This is a genomic window from Ruminococcus sp. Marseille-P328, from assembly GCF_964249465.1.
Taxonomy (GTDB): Bacteria; Bacillota; Clostridia; order Lachnospirales; family Lachnospiraceae; genus Blautia_A; species Blautia_A faecis.
In genome coordinates, this window is sequence record NZ_CAXUBQ010000002.1 from 138455 (window position 1) to 155512 (window position 17058).

The 17058-nt window shown below is 41.4% G+C and carries 15 protein-coding genes; all 15 read left to right on the top strand.

What is annotated here, in order from left to right:
* Positions 1-60: 60 nt before the first annotated feature.
* The 15 genes from ACESTK_RS02595 to ACESTK_RS02665 all read left to right on the top strand — a co-directional run bounded on the left by ACESTK_RS02595 (position 61) and on the right by ACESTK_RS02665 (position 16956).
* Positions 61-1023, top strand: coding sequence for a sugar ABC transporter substrate-binding protein (locus ACESTK_RS02595; protein WP_295260773.1), 963 nt, complete (start codon positions 61-63; stop codon positions 1021-1023).
* Positions 1024-1038: 15 nt separating this feature from the next.
* Entirely contained in the window at positions 1039-2550 is a 1512-nt protein-coding gene (locus tag ACESTK_RS02600; RefSeq protein ID WP_295260772.1) for a sugar ABC transporter ATP-binding protein, read from the top strand.
* 13 nt (positions 2551-2563) lie between these two features.
* Positions 2564-3544 (top strand): ABC transporter permease, encoded by a 981-nt coding sequence (locus ACESTK_RS02605; protein WP_295260771.1) that lies wholly within the window; start codon positions 2564-2566, stop codon positions 3542-3544.
* 548 nt (positions 3545-4092) lie between these two features.
* Positions 4093-5103, top strand: a complete 1011-nt coding sequence (locus tag ACESTK_RS02610; RefSeq protein ID WP_373118496.1) for a sugar ABC transporter substrate-binding protein — start codon at positions 4093-4095, stop codon at positions 5101-5103.
* Between the two features lie 127 nt (positions 5104-5230).
* Entirely contained in the window at positions 5231-6715 is a 1485-nt protein-coding gene (locus tag ACESTK_RS02615; RefSeq protein WP_373118498.1) for a sugar ABC transporter ATP-binding protein, read from the top strand.
* Between the two features lie 11 nt (positions 6716-6726).
* A complete protein-coding gene (locus tag ACESTK_RS02620) occupies positions 6727-7674 on the top strand; it encodes an ABC transporter permease (RefSeq protein WP_295260767.1) in 948 nt (315 codons plus the stop codon).
* 12 nt (positions 7675-7686) lie between these two features.
* Positions 7687-8322 carry an SGNH/GDSL hydrolase family protein gene (locus tag ACESTK_RS02625; protein ID WP_295260765.1) on the top strand — a complete coding sequence of 212 codons (636 nt, stop codon included), beginning with the start codon at positions 7687-7689 and terminating at the stop codon, positions 8320-8322.
* Positions 8323-8429: 107 nt separating this feature from the next.
* Positions 8430-9440: a LacI family DNA-binding transcriptional regulator gene (locus ACESTK_RS02630; RefSeq protein ID WP_295260763.1), complete on the top strand. Its 1011-nt coding sequence runs from the start codon at positions 8430-8432 to the stop codon at positions 9438-9440.
* Positions 9441-9673: 233 nt separating this feature from the next.
* The gene (locus ACESTK_RS02635; RefSeq protein ID WP_295260761.1) at positions 9674-10564 is read left to right on the top strand and encodes a ribokinase; all 891 of its coding nucleotides are present in this window, start codon (positions 9674-9676) and stop codon (positions 10562-10564) included.
* A 420-nt stretch (positions 10565-10984) separates the two neighbouring features.
* Entirely contained in the window at positions 10985-11968 is a 984-nt protein-coding gene (locus ACESTK_RS02640; protein WP_118582021.1) for a D-ribose ABC transporter substrate-binding protein, read from the top strand.
* Positions 11969-12141: 173 nt separating this feature from the next.
* Positions 12142-12729, top strand: a complete 588-nt coding sequence (locus ACESTK_RS02645) for a DUF2291 family protein (RefSeq protein ID WP_173718359.1) — start codon at positions 12142-12144, stop codon at positions 12727-12729.
* Between the two features lie 14 nt (positions 12730-12743).
* The gene (locus ACESTK_RS02650) at positions 12744-14282 is read left to right on the top strand and encodes a sugar ABC transporter ATP-binding protein (RefSeq protein ID WP_148463203.1); all 1539 of its coding nucleotides are present in this window, start codon (positions 12744-12746) and stop codon (positions 14280-14282) included.
* Positions 14283-14301: 19 nt separating this feature from the next.
* Positions 14302-15348, top strand: a complete 1047-nt coding sequence (locus ACESTK_RS02655; protein ID WP_373118503.1) for an ABC transporter permease — start codon at positions 14302-14304, stop codon at positions 15346-15348.
* Between the two features lie 103 nt (positions 15349-15451).
* Complete coding sequence (gene rbsD / locus ACESTK_RS02660; RefSeq protein WP_173716076.1) at positions 15452-15853, top strand: D-ribose pyranase; 402 nt, start codon at positions 15452-15454, stop codon at positions 15851-15853.
* Positions 15854-15957: 104 nt separating this feature from the next.
* Positions 15958-16956: a LacI family DNA-binding transcriptional regulator gene (locus tag ACESTK_RS02665; protein ID WP_187565811.1), complete on the top strand. Its 999-nt coding sequence runs from the start codon at positions 15958-15960 to the stop codon at positions 16954-16956.
* Positions 16957-17058: the final 102 nt, after the last annotated feature.

The following is a 17058-nucleotide window of genomic DNA, read 5'->3' on the forward strand; positions in this document are numbered from 1 at the left end:
GTACATACTTTGAGATGGAGATCTTGAATAAAAATAAATGAGTAAAGAAAGGAAAGAATTATGAAAAAACAAATCGCTATGCTTACAGCTCTCGCAACATTAACAATGGCAGTTGCACCGATTTCGGTGTTAGCCGATGAAGAAAAGGTAGATATAGCTGTAGTATCTATTTCGGCAGCAGATTCTAACAACGTAAGATACATCAAAGGTCTTGAGGATGGCGCTGAACAATATGGTTATGAAGTGTCTGTTCTTGATGCAGATGGATCAACCGATAAGGCAAACTCAGCTTTTGCAAATTTTGTGTCACGTGGTGCAGATGTCATTGTTGACATGGTATTTCCGGCAACTTCGATTGCAACAGGACTTAAGTCAGCTGAGGATGCAGGAATTCCGGTTGTGACTTGGGGCGGTGGAATGGCAGATGGAGTATGGTATACGAATGGTAGTGGCGGCCCAACAGCTACTGATGTTATCAAAAAGATGATTGAAGATATGGATGGAGAGGGCGAACTGCTTGCTCTTACATATCATGAGGGACAGGTGGCTCGTGATAGAGAAGCTATTCTCGATGAACTGTTAGCAGATTATCCGGATATCGAGGTTACAAAAAATGAAGTAAACATTCCTGGAACACTTCAGAATGCAATGGAATACGCTAATGCATGGCTTGCATCAAGACCGGCGGATGGAACCAATTATGCTGTTTGGGGTTCATGGGATGATCCTGCTCTTGGCGCTATTTCTACACTGAAACAGATGGGTCGTACTGACGTAAAGGTATATGGACAAAACGGTAATGCTGATGCTTTACAGGCGATTCTTGACGGAACAATGACGGCTACAAGTTGGCAGAGTGGATATGATGAAGGCATTGCTGCAATGGAAGCAATCCATGAGATCTTGGAAAAAGGCGAAGAGTTTGAAAAGACAGAAGAAGTAGTACCGGTTGTTGTTGTAACTGCGGATAACATTGAAAAATTTATCGAAGAACATCCGGAAACAATGGAGAATGTACAGTAAGTAAAGGATACGACTATGAATAGTGATTATTCAATATCTGTAAGATCTATTACAAAGGTTTTCGCCGGTGTGAAAGCTTTGGACAATGTGAGTATAGATGTTGTGAGCGGAAAGGTTCATGGCTTAATTGGAGCAAATGGTGCTGGGAAGTCCACACTAATAAAAATTCTTGCCGGAGTTTATCATCCGGATGAGGGACAAATTCTTATTGATGGGAATGAAGTGAAGATAACAGATCCAGCGACTTCGACAGCATTAGGCCTTAGCTTTATACACCAAGATCTTCATTTGGTTGAGCATTTTAATGTAATGCAAAATATGCTGATGGGAGAGAAAAAAGATACAAAGCTTGGTCTTATTGATTGGAAGAAATCTACTCAGAAAATACAAAAAGTACTTGAACTAGTTAATTTTACGAAACCTTTAACAACCAAGGCAAAGGACTTGAGCACTGGTGATCAGTGGTTGATCGCCATTGCAAAAGCCTTAATGCATGATGCAAAATTTATAGCTATGGATGAGCCTACTGCAGCTTTATCTGAGGCAGAGGTAGAAAATTTATTCAGAATAGTTCGAGATCTGACCAGTCATGGAATTGGAGTAATTTATGTTTCACATAGATTAGATGAAATACTCGAATTATGCGATGAAATTACCGTTTTCAAAGATGGGAAAAAAATTCTTTATGAACTGACCTCAAATATTAGTAAGGAAGAATTAATAACAGCAATTGCTGGTCATAAAATCAAGCATTTAGATTCTATTACATATCGTTTTTCTGATGCAGAGACTGTTTTACAAGTTGAACATTTGCATGACAAAATGGATCGTGTGAAAGATGTTTCATTTGAACTCAAAAAAGGTGAGGTATTAGGTATTACTGGCTTGGTCGGAGCTGGAAGAACAGAAACGGCATTGTCTGTGTATGGTGCTAATCCGCTAAAAAATGGAAAAATGACACTATATGGAAAAGACTATACACCTAAATCTCCGCATGATGCTGTTAATAGTAAGATTGTGTTGGTTCCTGAAAACAGAAGACTGGAAGGATTAATCACAAATCAGACAGTTAATTTTAATACAAACATTCCAACTTTAAGCGTACTTCGTGTGATTAAGAATTTGCCATTTATTAGTCCTAGAAAAAGTAAGGCCGTTACACAGGAAGCTATCAAAAGATTACAAATTAAAGTTAATTCACCACAAGATCCTGTGCTCAGCCTAAGCGGGGGTAATCAGCAAAAAGTAGTAATCGGAAAATGGTTACAGCGTCAACCTCAAATCATTATTATGGACGAACCGACGCAAGGAGTAGATGTTGGTGCACGTACAGAGATTTATAAGTTAATCCGTTCTATGGCGGAAAAAGAAGGTATTAGTTTCCTCATTATATCATCAGATATTGAGGAATTACCGGGGCTATGCGATCGTGTTATCGTTATGGCCGAAGGAACAGTCACAGGTGAACTCATCAATGATGAAATTAATTCTCAGTCAATGCTCAGATTGAGTTATGCAGCACAGTAAGGAGATACAGAGCATGAATACTTCAGATAAGCTTCAAAAGAAAGCAAAGATATTTCGATTTATAGGAAATTATGGAACCATAATAGGATTATTACTTATGATTGTAGTATTTTCTATTTTAAGTCCAAAAGCATTTCCGACGATGACGAATTTCCTGAACGTACTAAACAATGCCTCTCTGTCTGCAATCATTGCTTGTGGGTTGACAGTTGTTGTTATCGTCGGCGATTTCGATATGAGTATATCTTATATAGGTAGTTTCGCAGGTGTACTTGTATGTGGATTAATGGTTAAGCAACATTTACCTGTAGCGGCAGCCATTATTGTCACAATTCTTGTGGCGGCATTAATAGGTGCTTTTAATGGTTTTATCGTTACAAAGCTTAATGTGGTTTCTATTATTGCAACAATAGGAAGTGGAAGCCTAGTATATGGACTAAATTATATGTATTCACATGGTTCGCCAGTTTTGACAGGTATTCCGACAGAATTTAATCAATTAACATTAACGAGAATCGGTGGGAAATTACCGGTAAATATTCTCTATATGGCAACCGTTTCACTGATTTTGTGGATAATGCTAAACAGAACAGAACTTGGCGAACGAATTAAAGCGGTTGGTGGAAATATTGTTTCTGCAAAGCTGGCAGGTATCCGTTCAGATCGCATTAAAATTATTGCATATATTATTTGTGCAATGTGTTGTGCAGTGACTGGTATTTTGTTGGCATCAGTCATGGGAGCCGGAACTAGTTCAGCTTGTGATGCGTATATGGTAAATTCTTTTGCGGCGGTTTATGTTGGATCAGCAACCTTGAAAGATGGAGAATTTCATATTGTAGGAACATTAATTGGTGTGCTAATTACAACAATAGCATTTAATGGCTTAGCAATATTGGGAATTGATACTTATGCACAGTATCTGTTTCAGGGCTTCATCATCCTTTTCTCTGTTGCTCTGAGTTCCGTAGCAAGAAAGTATGCAATCAAATAATATTGAAATAATGATGGCGGTATTGGTCTAAAGGCTAAATACCGCTATTTTTGTTTTAGACGTTAACTATTTAATTACTAAAACTTCCCACACCTTATTGGTGTAGGAAGTCTTAGCATATAATAGGTAGACACAAAAGACGCTGAGCTGGTTCGCAATCTTGAATTAAAACAGGGAATATAAGTTTTTTAGAAGTTTTTCTAAAAGTAATAGAGTTTTTGGAACTGGATCCAGCGTCTTGTGTGGTGGCGGAGATGTCTTACAATATTCAAAGGTCACTTTTTAATTAGAGAAAATTGCTGTAAATTATGCATAAAAAGTATTGCCAATATTCATATAAAACAGAAAAAATGTAAAAACAGATTGACAGAAACAATAGGAAAGTGTATGATGAAAACATCAAATGGGAACGTTCTCACGAATGAAAAAATTAGTGCTATTTCACAAGAAAAGAATGCGAAATTTTTTTTGCAACAAAATGGTAACGTTCCCACGAAACGCTAACGTAACTGCTTCAAAATTATTTAAATCAAATGGAGGAAAGAAATATGAAGAAAAAACTCGTAAGCCTGTTTCTTGCAGCAACAATGACCTGTTCCATGATCGCAGGAGCAACAACTGTATTCGCAGAAGATAATGCAGAGGATACAACAGCAGAAGAGACTGTGGAATTAGCAGAGCCTTCTACTGATGAAGGATATACCATTGGTATTTCCGTTCTGAATCTGACCGGACAGTTTTTCATCCAGTTGGTAGATGCAGCACAGAATGAAGCAGATGCGACTGGCTGTACATTAATGACAAATTCCTGTGACAGTGATTCTGCAAAACAGATTACAGCATTGGAAAACTTCATTTCAGCAGGATGTGATGCGATTATTGTATGTGCTGTTGATTCTGAAGCTGCAAAACCTGTTATTGCAAAGGCAAAAGAAGAAGGTATCGCAGTTGTATGCTTAACCTCTACAGTTGATGGATATGACGCATATATTGGATGTGAAGAATATGTACTTGGATATACACAGGGCTGTGCAGTAGGACAGAGAATCGCTGAAATGTACGGAACAGAAGAGGAAGTACAGGCAGCTACATTGAATTATGATTTAATGGAATCTGTTATTGCACGTAAAGAGGGAATCATTGCTGGTGTTCAGGAATATGCACCGAATGTTAAATTTGTGGCAGATGCAACAGCAGCAGATCAGGAAGAGGGTATGTCAAATACAGAGAACTTCCTTCAGGCAAATCCAGATCTGAAAGTTGTATGCGGTGTATCTGATGGTGCAGCTCTTGGTGCTTATCAGGCATTTAAGGCAGCAGGTATGACTGATTCTGAGCAGTATCTGATTGCAGGTATTGATGCTACAGACGAAGCTCTGAAACTTATTGATGAGGGTACGATCTATCAGGTTTCTGTAAGCCAGAACCCGACTGCAACAGGTAAAGCACTTGTTGATACAGCAATCGCAGTAGTAAATAAAGCATCTTACCCGAAAGACAGTTTATTTGACCTTCAGGCTGTAACATCTGCAAATGTAAAAGATTATATCACTGAATAAGTGAAAGAAAAGTGATGTCATTAAGCGTTCGGGGGACTATATCAGTCCCCCGAAGTTGTTCAAGGAGTGCGGGGCGCAAAGTGAACCGTAATCGTTCAGGGGTTACCCCGGGAAGGAAACAGATTATATGGAACCTATATTGACGTTAAAGAATGTTACGAAAGAATATCCCGGTGTTGTGGCTTTGGATCACATGAATCTGGAAGTTTATCCCGGGGAAGTACATGCACTTATGGGTGAGAATGGTGCAGGAAAATCTACTTTGATCAAAGTGGTTTCCGGAGCCATAAAACCAAATGGCGGCACTATTTTGTATGAGGGAAAAGAATATACATCTATGACTCCGGCATTGTCAAAGAAACTGGGAATCGGTGTTATTTATCAGGAATTTAACCTTGTTCCGGACCTTTCTGTTGCAGAAAATATTTTTCTTGGTCAAAAGCTGACTACAGGTTTTACAATCAACAGAAAGCTGATGAACCAGAAAGCAAAAGAACTTATGGACAGCTTTGGAATTGATATTGATGTGACAAAAGAAGTAAAAAGCCTGACAGTAGCCTATCAGCAGCTTGTAGAGATTACCAAAACGATTTCTTCTAATGTAAAAGTTCTGATTATGGATGAGCCTTCTGCGCCATTAACCAATCGCGAAATTGATGCTATGTTTGGAATTGTACGGAAACTGAAAGAACAGGGTGTGGCAATCATTTATATTTCCCACCGAATGGAAGAAATCTTTGCTCTAGCTGACCGGATCACAGTTATGCGTGATGGCAAATATGTGGGAACGAAAATGGTTTCAGAAATCGACAACAACGGACTGATTAAAATGATGGTAGGCCGGGATCTGGATGAGCAGTATCCTACAGTAGAAAAAGAAATCGGAGAGGTAGCACTGGAAGTAGAACATCTTAGCACAGAAGCCCTTCTGAAAGACATCAGTTTCCAGGTGCATAAAGGGGAAATCCTTGGTCTTGCAGGTCTGGTAGGAGCAGGAAGAACCGAAACTGCAAGAGCTATTTTTGGAGCAGATCCAAAATCTTCTGGAGAGATTAAAATTCATGGAAAGAAAGTTTCAATTCATAACCCGAAAGATGCCATTAAAGATGGAATTGCTTTGATTCCAGAGGATCGTAAAAAACACGGAGCGCTCCTTGATATGACGATCCGGGATAATATTTCTTTTATTGCGGTAAAAAGCATTTCAAAGGCAGGCTTTGTTGATCGGAATGCAGATAAAAATATGGCCCAGAAATACATAAAAGAACTGGCAATCAAAACACCTTCCATGGAGCAGCTTACCAGAAATCTTTCTGGAGGAAATCAGCAGAAGGTAGTTCTTGCAAAATCCCTGGCATCGAATTCCGATATCATTATTTTTGATGAACCTACCAGAGGAATTGATGTGGGCGCAAAAAAAGAGATTTATGTGTTAATGAATGAATTGGCCAAAAAAGGAATGGCGATCATTATGATTTCTTCTGAAATGCAGGAACTTTTGGGAATGTCTGACCGGATTATCGTAATGCATGAAGGGGAAATGATGGGTGAATTAAAGAAAGAGGATGCTACGCAGGAAAAGATTCTTGAGCTGGCCTCCGGAATCAGATAAGGAGAGAAGACATGAAACAGATATTAAAGAAATTCAGTACGCTTATTATTTTAGTGGTCTTGGTAGTTATTTTTTCAGTTGCGTCCCCAAATTTTCTGCGGGTAAATAACCTTTTGAATGTTCTTCGCCAGGTGGCTGTTATTGGAATCCTGACGGCTGGCATGACTTATGTTATCATATCCGGCGGTATGGATTTGACAGTGGGCGCTTATCTAGGTCTTTCCGGTGTTGCTCTTGCACAGTTGATCAGTGCAGGCGTTCCGGTACCGGCAGCGGTGATTCTGACAATAGTGCTGATGACTGTGATTGGTATCGTAACAGGAGCTCTTATTGTAGGCCTAAATGTATCTGCAATTGTAATTACCCTTGGAATGATGACCGTTGTTCGGGGACTTGCTTATATTTTTTCCGGCGGACTTCCAGTGTATGACATTCCAGATTTGATCGTATTTCTTGGACAGGGATATGTTGCAGGAATTCCAGTTCCAGTTATCATTATGGTAATTATTGTGGTAATTGCAGGACTTATTTTAAAATATTCTTACTTTGGACGTTATGTATATGCAATCGGTGGAAACGTAGAAGCTGCAAAACTGGCAGGTGTGTCCGTTAATAAAATTACGATTTCTTTGTATGGAATCAGTGCATTTCTTGCATCTATCGCAGGTATTGTGCTTACCGGACGTATTAGTTCTGGTGCTCCTGCATCAGGAACAGGTACTGAAATGGATGTTGTAACTGCAGTTGTAATTGGCGGAATCAGTGTAAATGGCGGAAAAGGTTCTATGCTGGGAGCTTTTCTTGGAGCTGTAATTATTGGTGTTCTTAGCAATGGTCTGACTATTATGAATATTGGAGAATACTATCAGCAGGTAGTAAAAGGACTGGTTCTGATTCTTGCAGTAGCCTTCGATGTTTTGGCAAATAAAGAAAAAGTAAAGAAAGTAAAAGAAGCATAGGAGGGAAAGCTGATGAAGACGATTTTGTGTTACGGAGATTCTAATACTTACGGCCTTAAATCTGATCTGGTCAGCAGATATCCTAGAAATGTGAGATGGACAGGAATTCTTCAGGAAAAACTGGGTTCAGAGTACTATGTTATTGAAGAAGGTCTTGGTGGAAGAACCACAGTGTGGGATGATCCTGTAGAGGATTACAAAAATGGGAAAAAATATCTTCTTCCCTGCCTTGATAGTCACAAGCCTCTTGATCTTGTGATTATCATGCTTGGGACAAACGACTTGAAATCCAGATTTTCTGTGACACCTTTTGACATTGGTGCTTCAATGGAAAATCTTGTAAAAACGATTATAAAATCAGATGCAGGAGTGGATTTTCAGCCGCCGAAAATTTTGCTGGTAACACCAGTTCCCATTCACAGTGTAGGACGGGCAATGGATCTGGATCTGATGATTCCGGATATGGAAAATAGAAGCAAAGCATTATCTTATTATTACGAAGACATTGCCAAACGTTACCAGTTGGACTACCTGAATCCGGAAGGAAAAGTGGAGGTTAACGAAACTGATGGTATCCACTATACAGAAAAAGGTCATGCACAGATGGCAGAACTGATGGCAGAGAAAGTAAAAGAAATTCTTAGATAAAAAACGAGGCAGGATTCGTATAAAAACGAACTCCTGTCTTTTTTATTTTCTTGAATAATAGGGACAAAAAAGGTATCATTAGGTAATAAAACTATGGGAGAAAACATATGACTACAATATTTGATGTCGCAAAGGAAGCTGGTGTATCAAAGTCTACAGTTTCCCGGGTAATAAATGGGGAAACAAAGGTAAAAAAAGAAACAAAGGATGCTGTAGAGGCTGCTATTAAAAAACTGAATTATTCCCCAAGTTATATGGCACAGGCAATCCGGACAAGACGGACTCACACCATAGCGCTGGTAGTTCCGGAATACAGTAATATTTTTTATACGGAAATGTTTCGGGGAGTAGAGGATATTGCCCTGAAGTATGGATATATGGTCATGGTCTGTAATACAGAGCGTCATGCAATGTCAGAAATCGAGTATACCAATGAACTTCTGAAAAGAAACATTGATGGAATTATCTATAATACATATCGTACGGATGATGAGATGGCAGATTATTTAAGACATATTTCAGAGAGAATTCCGATTGTTTATATGAATAAAACTCTTGGGGATGATGAGAATTACGTTTGTGTTTATACAGACGGATTTAAGAGCAGCCGCAAAGCAGTACAGTATCTAATCGATAAAGGAAAGCATAAGCTGGGCTATGTAATGAATTCTGAAGATGTAAGTATTATTGAAGACCGTTTTGAGGGATTTGTCCAGGGACTGAAAGATTATGGCCTTGAGTTAAATAAAAAATGGGTGTACCGGGTGCAGCGTGAAAATGAACCTGATTATATTAAACTGGGGCGGGATGCTGCAAAGTATTATGCATCTTTGAAAGAACGTCCTGATGGAATTCTGACAGCGACAGATATGCTTGCCATTGGCTGTGTGAAAGGCTTTAATGAGAGCAGGATAAAGGTTCCGGATGAGATTAGCGTAATCGGGTTTGACAATATTTTTGTCAGTGCCTTGATTGATCCTCCGTTGACGACCATTGCGCAGCCAGTTCGTAAAATGGGGCAGGCAGCAGCCGAAATTCTCATTTCCACTCTACAGGGAAAAAAGACGCAGAATAAAGTGGTGTTTGAGGGGAAATTGATTGTCAGGGAGACGACGTAAAGGAATAAATCATATAGAGAGTGTGGCTTAATCATAAAAATGGATTGAGCCGCTTTTTGACGGTGACAAACGAGAAATTTTGATTGACGTAGGGATTGTTTTACAACATAATATAGACATAAGAACTATCTGTAGGAACTTGCTGTCAGAGTTCAAGTGTTTTACCAGCTTCTGGCGCTATAAAATTCATACAGTGAGAATGCAATAAGCAATGCAAAACGGAGGATTTTTACATGAAGGTATTAAACTATGGCTCACTTAACGTAGACTACGTGTATTCCGTAGATCACATTATCGTGGGCGGCGAGACACAGCATTCATCCAAAATGGAGATTTTCAGCGGCGGAAAGGGGTTGAACCAGTCTATTGCACTGGCGAAGGCCGGGGTTCCGGTTTATCATGCTGGTATTGTAGGAAATGATGGGGATATTCTTCTGGATGCCTGCAAAGAGGCCGGGGTAAACACAAAATATATCCGCAGACTGCCTGTAAAAGGCGGCCACACCATGATCCAGGTGGACAAGAACGCCCAGAACTGCATTATCCTTTACGGCGGTACCAACCAGATGCAGACCAGGGAATTTGTAGATGAAGTTCTGGCTGACTTTGGAGAAGGAGATTACCTGATCCTGCAGAATGAGATCAATATGCTGGATTACATTATTGACCAGGCTTATGAGAAAAAGATGAAGATTGTAATGAATCCGTCCCCATTTGATGATAAGCTGAACAGCTGTGACCTGGGAAAAGTATATCTTTTCCTGGTAAATGAAATTGAAGGAGAGCAGATCACCGGCTGTAAGGACAAAGACCAGATCCTGGATGCTCTGGCAGAGAAATATCCAAATGCCCGCTTTGTACTGACTCTTGGAAGTGACGGTGCGGTTTACTACGATGGAAAAGAAAAAGTATTTCAGGATATTTTCAAAGTAAAAGCAGTAGATACAACTGCAGCAGGAGATACCTTTACCGGATATTTCATCGCATCAACCATTGAAGGAAGAAGCGTCCAGGAGTCTCTTCGTATTGCAGCGAAGGCATCTTCTATCGCAGTATCAAGGCCAGGGGCCACCCCTTCTATTCCGACAGCAGAGGAAGTGAAGAAAGAGCTTGGGATTGAGTAATAGGGAAAAATGGGAGCGAGGCAAGATTCGCTCCCATTTTTTTGATGAAATACTTAAAGCGTATCCATAAAAATATTTGCAGGTTGTATTTATAAGATTGCGATATAAATCTCTCACAAATTGTGATGCGCATTTTGCAGAAAGCTTTTTGAATACGCGGCGGCTTATTAAAATGTTTATAAACGTTTATATAAATGTTTTTATAAAATGACAATAAAAGTCCATAAAATCATCATATTTATAGTGATAAATAACTAAAAAACAACTAAAAATATTGTGCAAACATACAAAATGCCAAACAAAACTAAAATAGCAATTGAAATATTTGTGTAAACGTTTATAATCAAGATATCAGCAGTGCAGAAAAGAAAATGACTGCAAATGAGATCTTAATTTATTTTTTTCAAGGAGGAAGAAATTATGAAAGCAAGAAAAGCAATGGCATTAGCAATGACAGCAGCGATGGTTGGAGGTTTAATGACAGTTCCGGTAATGGCTGAAGAGAATGCAGAATTACTTCCAGGCGGCGGAAGCAAGATCATTTACTGTATCACACCTTCCACATCTAACCCATTCTTCAACACAGAGCAGGTAATTGCGAAAGAGAAAGCTGAAGAACTTGGATACGAAGTAAAATGTGCTTCCCACGATGACGACGCTGCTACACAGCTTGAGCTTTTCGAAGCAGCTATCAACGATGGCGCAGCAGCAATCATTTGCGATAACGCTGGTGCAGATGCTTCCATCGAAGCAGTTCAGAAAGCATATGACGCTGGAATCCCGACTTTCCTTATCGACCGTGAGATCAACCAGTCCGGACTTGCAGTAGCACAGATCGTTGCAGATAACGCACAGGGTGCAGCAGCAATCGCAGAAGTATGGGTTGAGGCTATGAACTACGAAGGCAAATACGCAGAGCTCCTTGGACTTGAATCCGATACAAACTGCCAGGTTCGTTCTGATAACTACCATTCTGTAATTGATGAGTATGAGGATCTTGAGATGGTAGCTCAGCAGTCCGCTAACTGGGATCAGACAGAAGCTTATGAGAAGACAGAAGCAATCCTTCAGTCCAATCCAGAGATCACCGGTATTATCTGCGGTAATGACACAATGGCATGTGGTGCTGTTCAGGCTTGTCTGGATGCAGGACGTAACGACATTAAGATCATCGGTCTTGACGGATCTGACGAAGCAAACGCTTACATCAAATCTGGTGACATGGTTGGTACCGCTCTTCAGCAGATCGCTCTGATCACTGAGATGGCAGTTGAGCAGGCAGACGCTTACCTTAACGGTACAGCTCCGGAAGAAGAGAAACAGCTTGTTCCTTGTGTAGCAATCACAGCTGACAACACAGATTGCCTGAACGCATTTGTTTACACAGAACCAGAAGCTAAATAATCTGGCTGCCAGGAAACAGATTTTTATAAAAAATGAACGAGTGTTTGAAAAATTATTCGCACAATCTGCATGCCCCGCTTTGTGGTATATTTTGCAGAAAGTCTTTTTAAACACGCTTTGGAAGGCGGTGCGCCAGCGCCGCCTTTTATAATAGAAAGCAGGGAGAGATGATTATGAAAAGCAGAAGAATTTTGGCAGTTCTGGCCGCATGTACAGCAGTAACCTTTACCGGCTGTGGTGTTGTAACTGTAGTACCCATTGGCGAAGAAGCTTCTTATACAGGAAAACAGGAATTTGATTCCGCAGCAGAGTCCCAGGGTGACTGGGGAGCCGTTGTAGCGGACATTTCCGACAAGGCACAGGATCTTTCTGAATTATTAAATGGTGATGGCATTACAGAAACAATTGCAGTAAAAGGCACAGGAAAAATCAAAGAATACAATACAGACACCCCGAAACATTATCTGATAGTAGAACTGGATGGATATACCGGAACTACAGAGGTTCAGGTCCGGACAGATGGACCGAACTCCAGTACCGCCATCCGTGACCTTCAGTCTCTGAAGAATTTTGAAAGCTTTACCAACCAGACGGAATGGTCAAGCTATGGAAAAGAACTGAACAAGCAGGCGCTTGCACAGGTAATTGACCCACTTGGAATCGACGAAAATGTAGTTGGCAAGACTGTTACATTTACAGGCGGCGCAGAAGCCGGTACAGATGCAGTATCTGTTACAGCAGTTGAGCTGACGATTGAATAAAAGGAGGAAGCATTATGTTTGATGATCCGAATGTTGTTCTCCATTGTGAAAAAATTGATAAAATTTATCCCGGAACCAAAGCTCTGGATCAGGTTTCCTTCGATCTTCTGAAAGGAAAGGTAAACGTTCTGATCGGTGAGAACGGTGCCGGAAAATCCACCCTGATGAAGATGATTGCCGGAATCGAGCAGCCTTCAGCAGGTAAGATGTACATGGACGGCCAGGAGGTTTACTTCAAGGATACCAATGCAGCCCGTGCAAAAGGTATCGGAATCATCCACCAGGAGCTTTCTCTTTTCCCGAATATGACAGTTTACCAGAATATTTTTATGGGACATGAGAAAAAGAAAGGCTTTTTCCTGGATGACAAGGCCCATTCAGAGGGTGCGAAAAAAATCCTGCAGCGTCTGGAACATGAAATTCCACCGGAAACCATGGTCGGAGATCTTCGTGTAGGACAGCAGCAGATGGTGGAAATTGCACGAAACCTGAACCAGGATGACTTACGTGTCCTGATCATGGATGAGCCTACGTCCTCTCTTTCTGCCGCAGAGGTTAAGGTACTTTTCAAGATTATGAGAGAGCTTCTGGAAGCCGGAATTTCCATCGTATATATTTCCCATCGTCTGGAAGAAATCATGGAGATTGGCGATCACGTTACCATTCTTCGTGATGGAAAATACGTTGCAGATGCTGATGTAAAGGACATTGAGCTCAGCTGGATCGTAGAGAATATGGTTGGAAAGAACACCCAGTATCATCGGTTTGAGAGAAGCATTGACCTTTCCAAACAGCCGAAGGTGCTGGAAATTAAGGATATGTGCCTTCCGAAAAAAGGCGGCGGCTGGACTCTTGACCATGTAAGCCTGGATCTGAAAAAAGGCGAGGTCCTTGGTGTTTACGGACTTCTGGGAGCTGGACGAAGCGAGCTGTTTGAGTGCCTGATGGGACTTCATCCGGAGCACACCGGTGATGTACTCTATGAGGGCAAAAAGCTAAATATCAAAGATGTTGCCGCCCAGATCAAAAACGGTTTTGCTCTTGTACCTGAGGATCGTCAGAGCCAGGGCTTGATCCAGACTCTTGACATCGGCAAGAATACCGCTATTTCTTCTATGAAGGATTATGTAAAAGGTCTGTTCCTTGACGAGAAAGCAGAGAATGCGGCAGTTGACGAGCAGATCAAGGATATCCATATTAAAGTGGCGGACAAGAGACTTCCAATCCTGTCGCTGTCCGGTGGAAACCAGCAGAAGGTTGTAATCGGCAAAGGGCTTTTGACCAAGCCGAAGATCTTACTTCTGGATGAGCCTTCCCGTGGTATTGATATCGGTGCGAAGACTGAGGTCTTTGAGATCATTCACGACCTTGCGGAAAAAGGACTTTCCATTATCGTTATCTCATCTGAGCTGAAAGAGATCATGGCAATCGCAGACAGGATCGTTGTATTGTCAAATGGCAAAAAGACCGGCGAGCTGACCGGAGATGAGATCACAGAAGACACACTTGTACGTACATCTTATGCCGGACTTGGAACCGGAAGAAATGCGTAAGCCGGGGAGGAGCAGAACAATGAATAACAAAAAAACAAATAATAATCAGTTGTTAATGACACTGTTAAAAGGACGTACCTTTATTGTACTGGTACTCCTGGTTATCTTTTTTACCATTGTAAAAGGAACTACATTCCTGTCAGCATCTACACTGACCATGGTTGCCAAGCACGTAGCCCTGTATGGAATTCTTGCACTTGGTATGACGTTTGTAATCATTACTGGCGGTATTGACCTTTCCGTTGGTTCTGTAGTCGGACTTGTTGGTATGCTTGCCGGTGGTATGATCCAGGAAGGTATTACACTGAAATTTGCAGGTGTAACCCTTTACTTCAGCGTTCCGGTAATCATTATTACCATGCTGGTTGTTGGATGCATCATCGGTGCAGTCAACGGCCTTATTGTAACAAAATTAGGTGTAGCACCATTTATCGCTACCCTTGGTACCATGTATATCTGCCGTGGTTTTGCAAACCTTCGTTCCAACGGTGCAACATTCTCCGACATCAAAGGTTATGACGGACTTGGCAACACAGGCTTCAAAATCCTTGGAAGCAATATTGCCGGCATTCCTACCGGTGTTTACATTTTCGCAGTGCTTGCAATTATTTCCGTTATCATTCTGAAGAAGCTTCCATTTGGATGGTATGTACTTGCAGTCGGCGGTAACGAGAAATCTGCCCGTCTTTCCGGTATCAAAGCAGACAAGATCAAAATTATCGTTTACATGATCTCCGGCTTCTGTGCAGCATGGGTTGGTATGATCAACACCGCACAGCTTTCCGCAGCACATCCTGCATCTGGTGATGGCTGGGAAATGAACGCCATCGCAGCTACCGTACTTGGTGGTACTTCCATGAGCGGTGGTTCCGGAACCATTATCGGAACTGTAGTCGGTGCATTTGTTATCGGTGTTATCAATGATGGTATGACAATGTGTGGTGTATCCGAGTTCTGGCAGAAGGTTATCCGTGGTCTGGTTATCATCCTTGCAGTCGTAATCGACCAGACACAGAGAAATCTTCAGGCGAAGATGGCACTTCAGGCAAGAAACGAGAACAAATAATTAGGTAACCAACAAAATCTTTCTTAATGTTAAAATAATTTGAAAAGTTGAAAAAAATCCGAAAAAGATTTATAGTAATAATCAGAGATGCAGGAGGAATAGCATGAAAAAATCAGGGATTTTAAATGCCCAGCTGATCCGTTGTATCGCAGAGCTGGGACATAAAGATCTGTTTATGATCGGTGATGCAGGAATGCCCATTCCAAAGGGCGTGGAGATTGTAGACCTGGTTGTATGCGGAGGGGTTCCCACCTTTAAACAGGTGATGGATGCAGTGCTGGCGGAGACAGAAGTGGAAGCCTACACCATTGCAAATGAGATTGAGGAAAAAAATCCGGAGCTTCTTGCATATATTCAGCAGAGCCTTCCTGAGGCAGAGGAGAGCAGAATTGACCACGTAGATCTGAAAAAGATGTCTGCACAGTGCAAATTTGCAATCCGTACAGGTGAGTTTACACCTTATCCGAACATAATTTTAAGAGCGGGAGTTGCATTCCCGGCATAAAATGATCAGAGAAGACGCTGCGAATAACAGGTGATAGCTTGTTTTTGCAGTGTCTTTTTTTCGCAGATGTATGGCATTATTTTACCGACAGAGGAGGAACTAAAATGAAAGTGAGTGTGAGAAAAATCAGTGAGATCACAGGATTTTCTCCGGCAACTGTTTCAAATGCATTAAACTACAAAAAAGGCGTGAATGCTGAGACATCTGCGAAGATTTTTAAAGTGGCGCAGGATCTTGGGTATTTTGAGGAAAATCATATCCGTAAAATAAAATTTGTCATGTTTAAGCGGGATGGTGCTGTGGTTGAGGATTCTCCCTTTTTTATCCAGCTGATTTCCGGGGTGGAACAGGAATGCCGCGCCTGTGGAATGGAAATGCAGATGTGTAATCTGGACAAAAGAGATCCTGGATATCAGGAGCAGGCGAAGTGGATCATGAATGACAAGGCGTCGGCCGTGATCCTTCTGGGAACAGAGATGGTGGATGCGGACATTGACCTGATCCGCGGAATGACCTGTCCGTTTATTGTGATTGATTACTGGAAAGAGGATATGAGCTTTGATGCCATGCTGATCAATAATGCAGATTCTGCACGTATGGCTACAGAGTATCTCATTGCCAATGGACATAAAGAGATTGGTTATCTGCGGGGAGATTTTAGGATCAAACCTTTCCGGTCTCGTTTTGCAGGGTATCAGACAGCACTGCAAAAGGCGGGACTTCCCCTGAATAAGGACTATATTTTTACAATGGCAACTACCATCGACGGTGCTTACGAGAATATGAAACGGTTTTTGTCTGAGAAGGTGAAGCTGCCTACAGCTTTCTTCGCAGACAACGATATGATCGCGCTGGGGGCTATGAAGGCTATGGCAGAGTTTGGAATCCGGATTCCGGAGGACATATCTATTGTGGGATTTGACGACCTTACTTTTTCCTCAATTTCTTATCCGCCTCTGACCACACTCCGGGTGCCGAAGCAGGAGATGGGAAGAGCTGTTGTAAGGCGGTTGCGGGATATTCTGAAAGATAATGACGGGATTAAGATCAAGATGCAGATGTGTACGCAGTTTATTGAGAGGGAAAGCGTGAAGAAGATATAAGAGGTACACAGTTGGGCAACTGATATTCCACGCAGGTCGGTACCGCGCTCCGGTGAACTAACGGTCAACTCTGGCTAAGACGTTCGGGAAAGCCCTCACGCC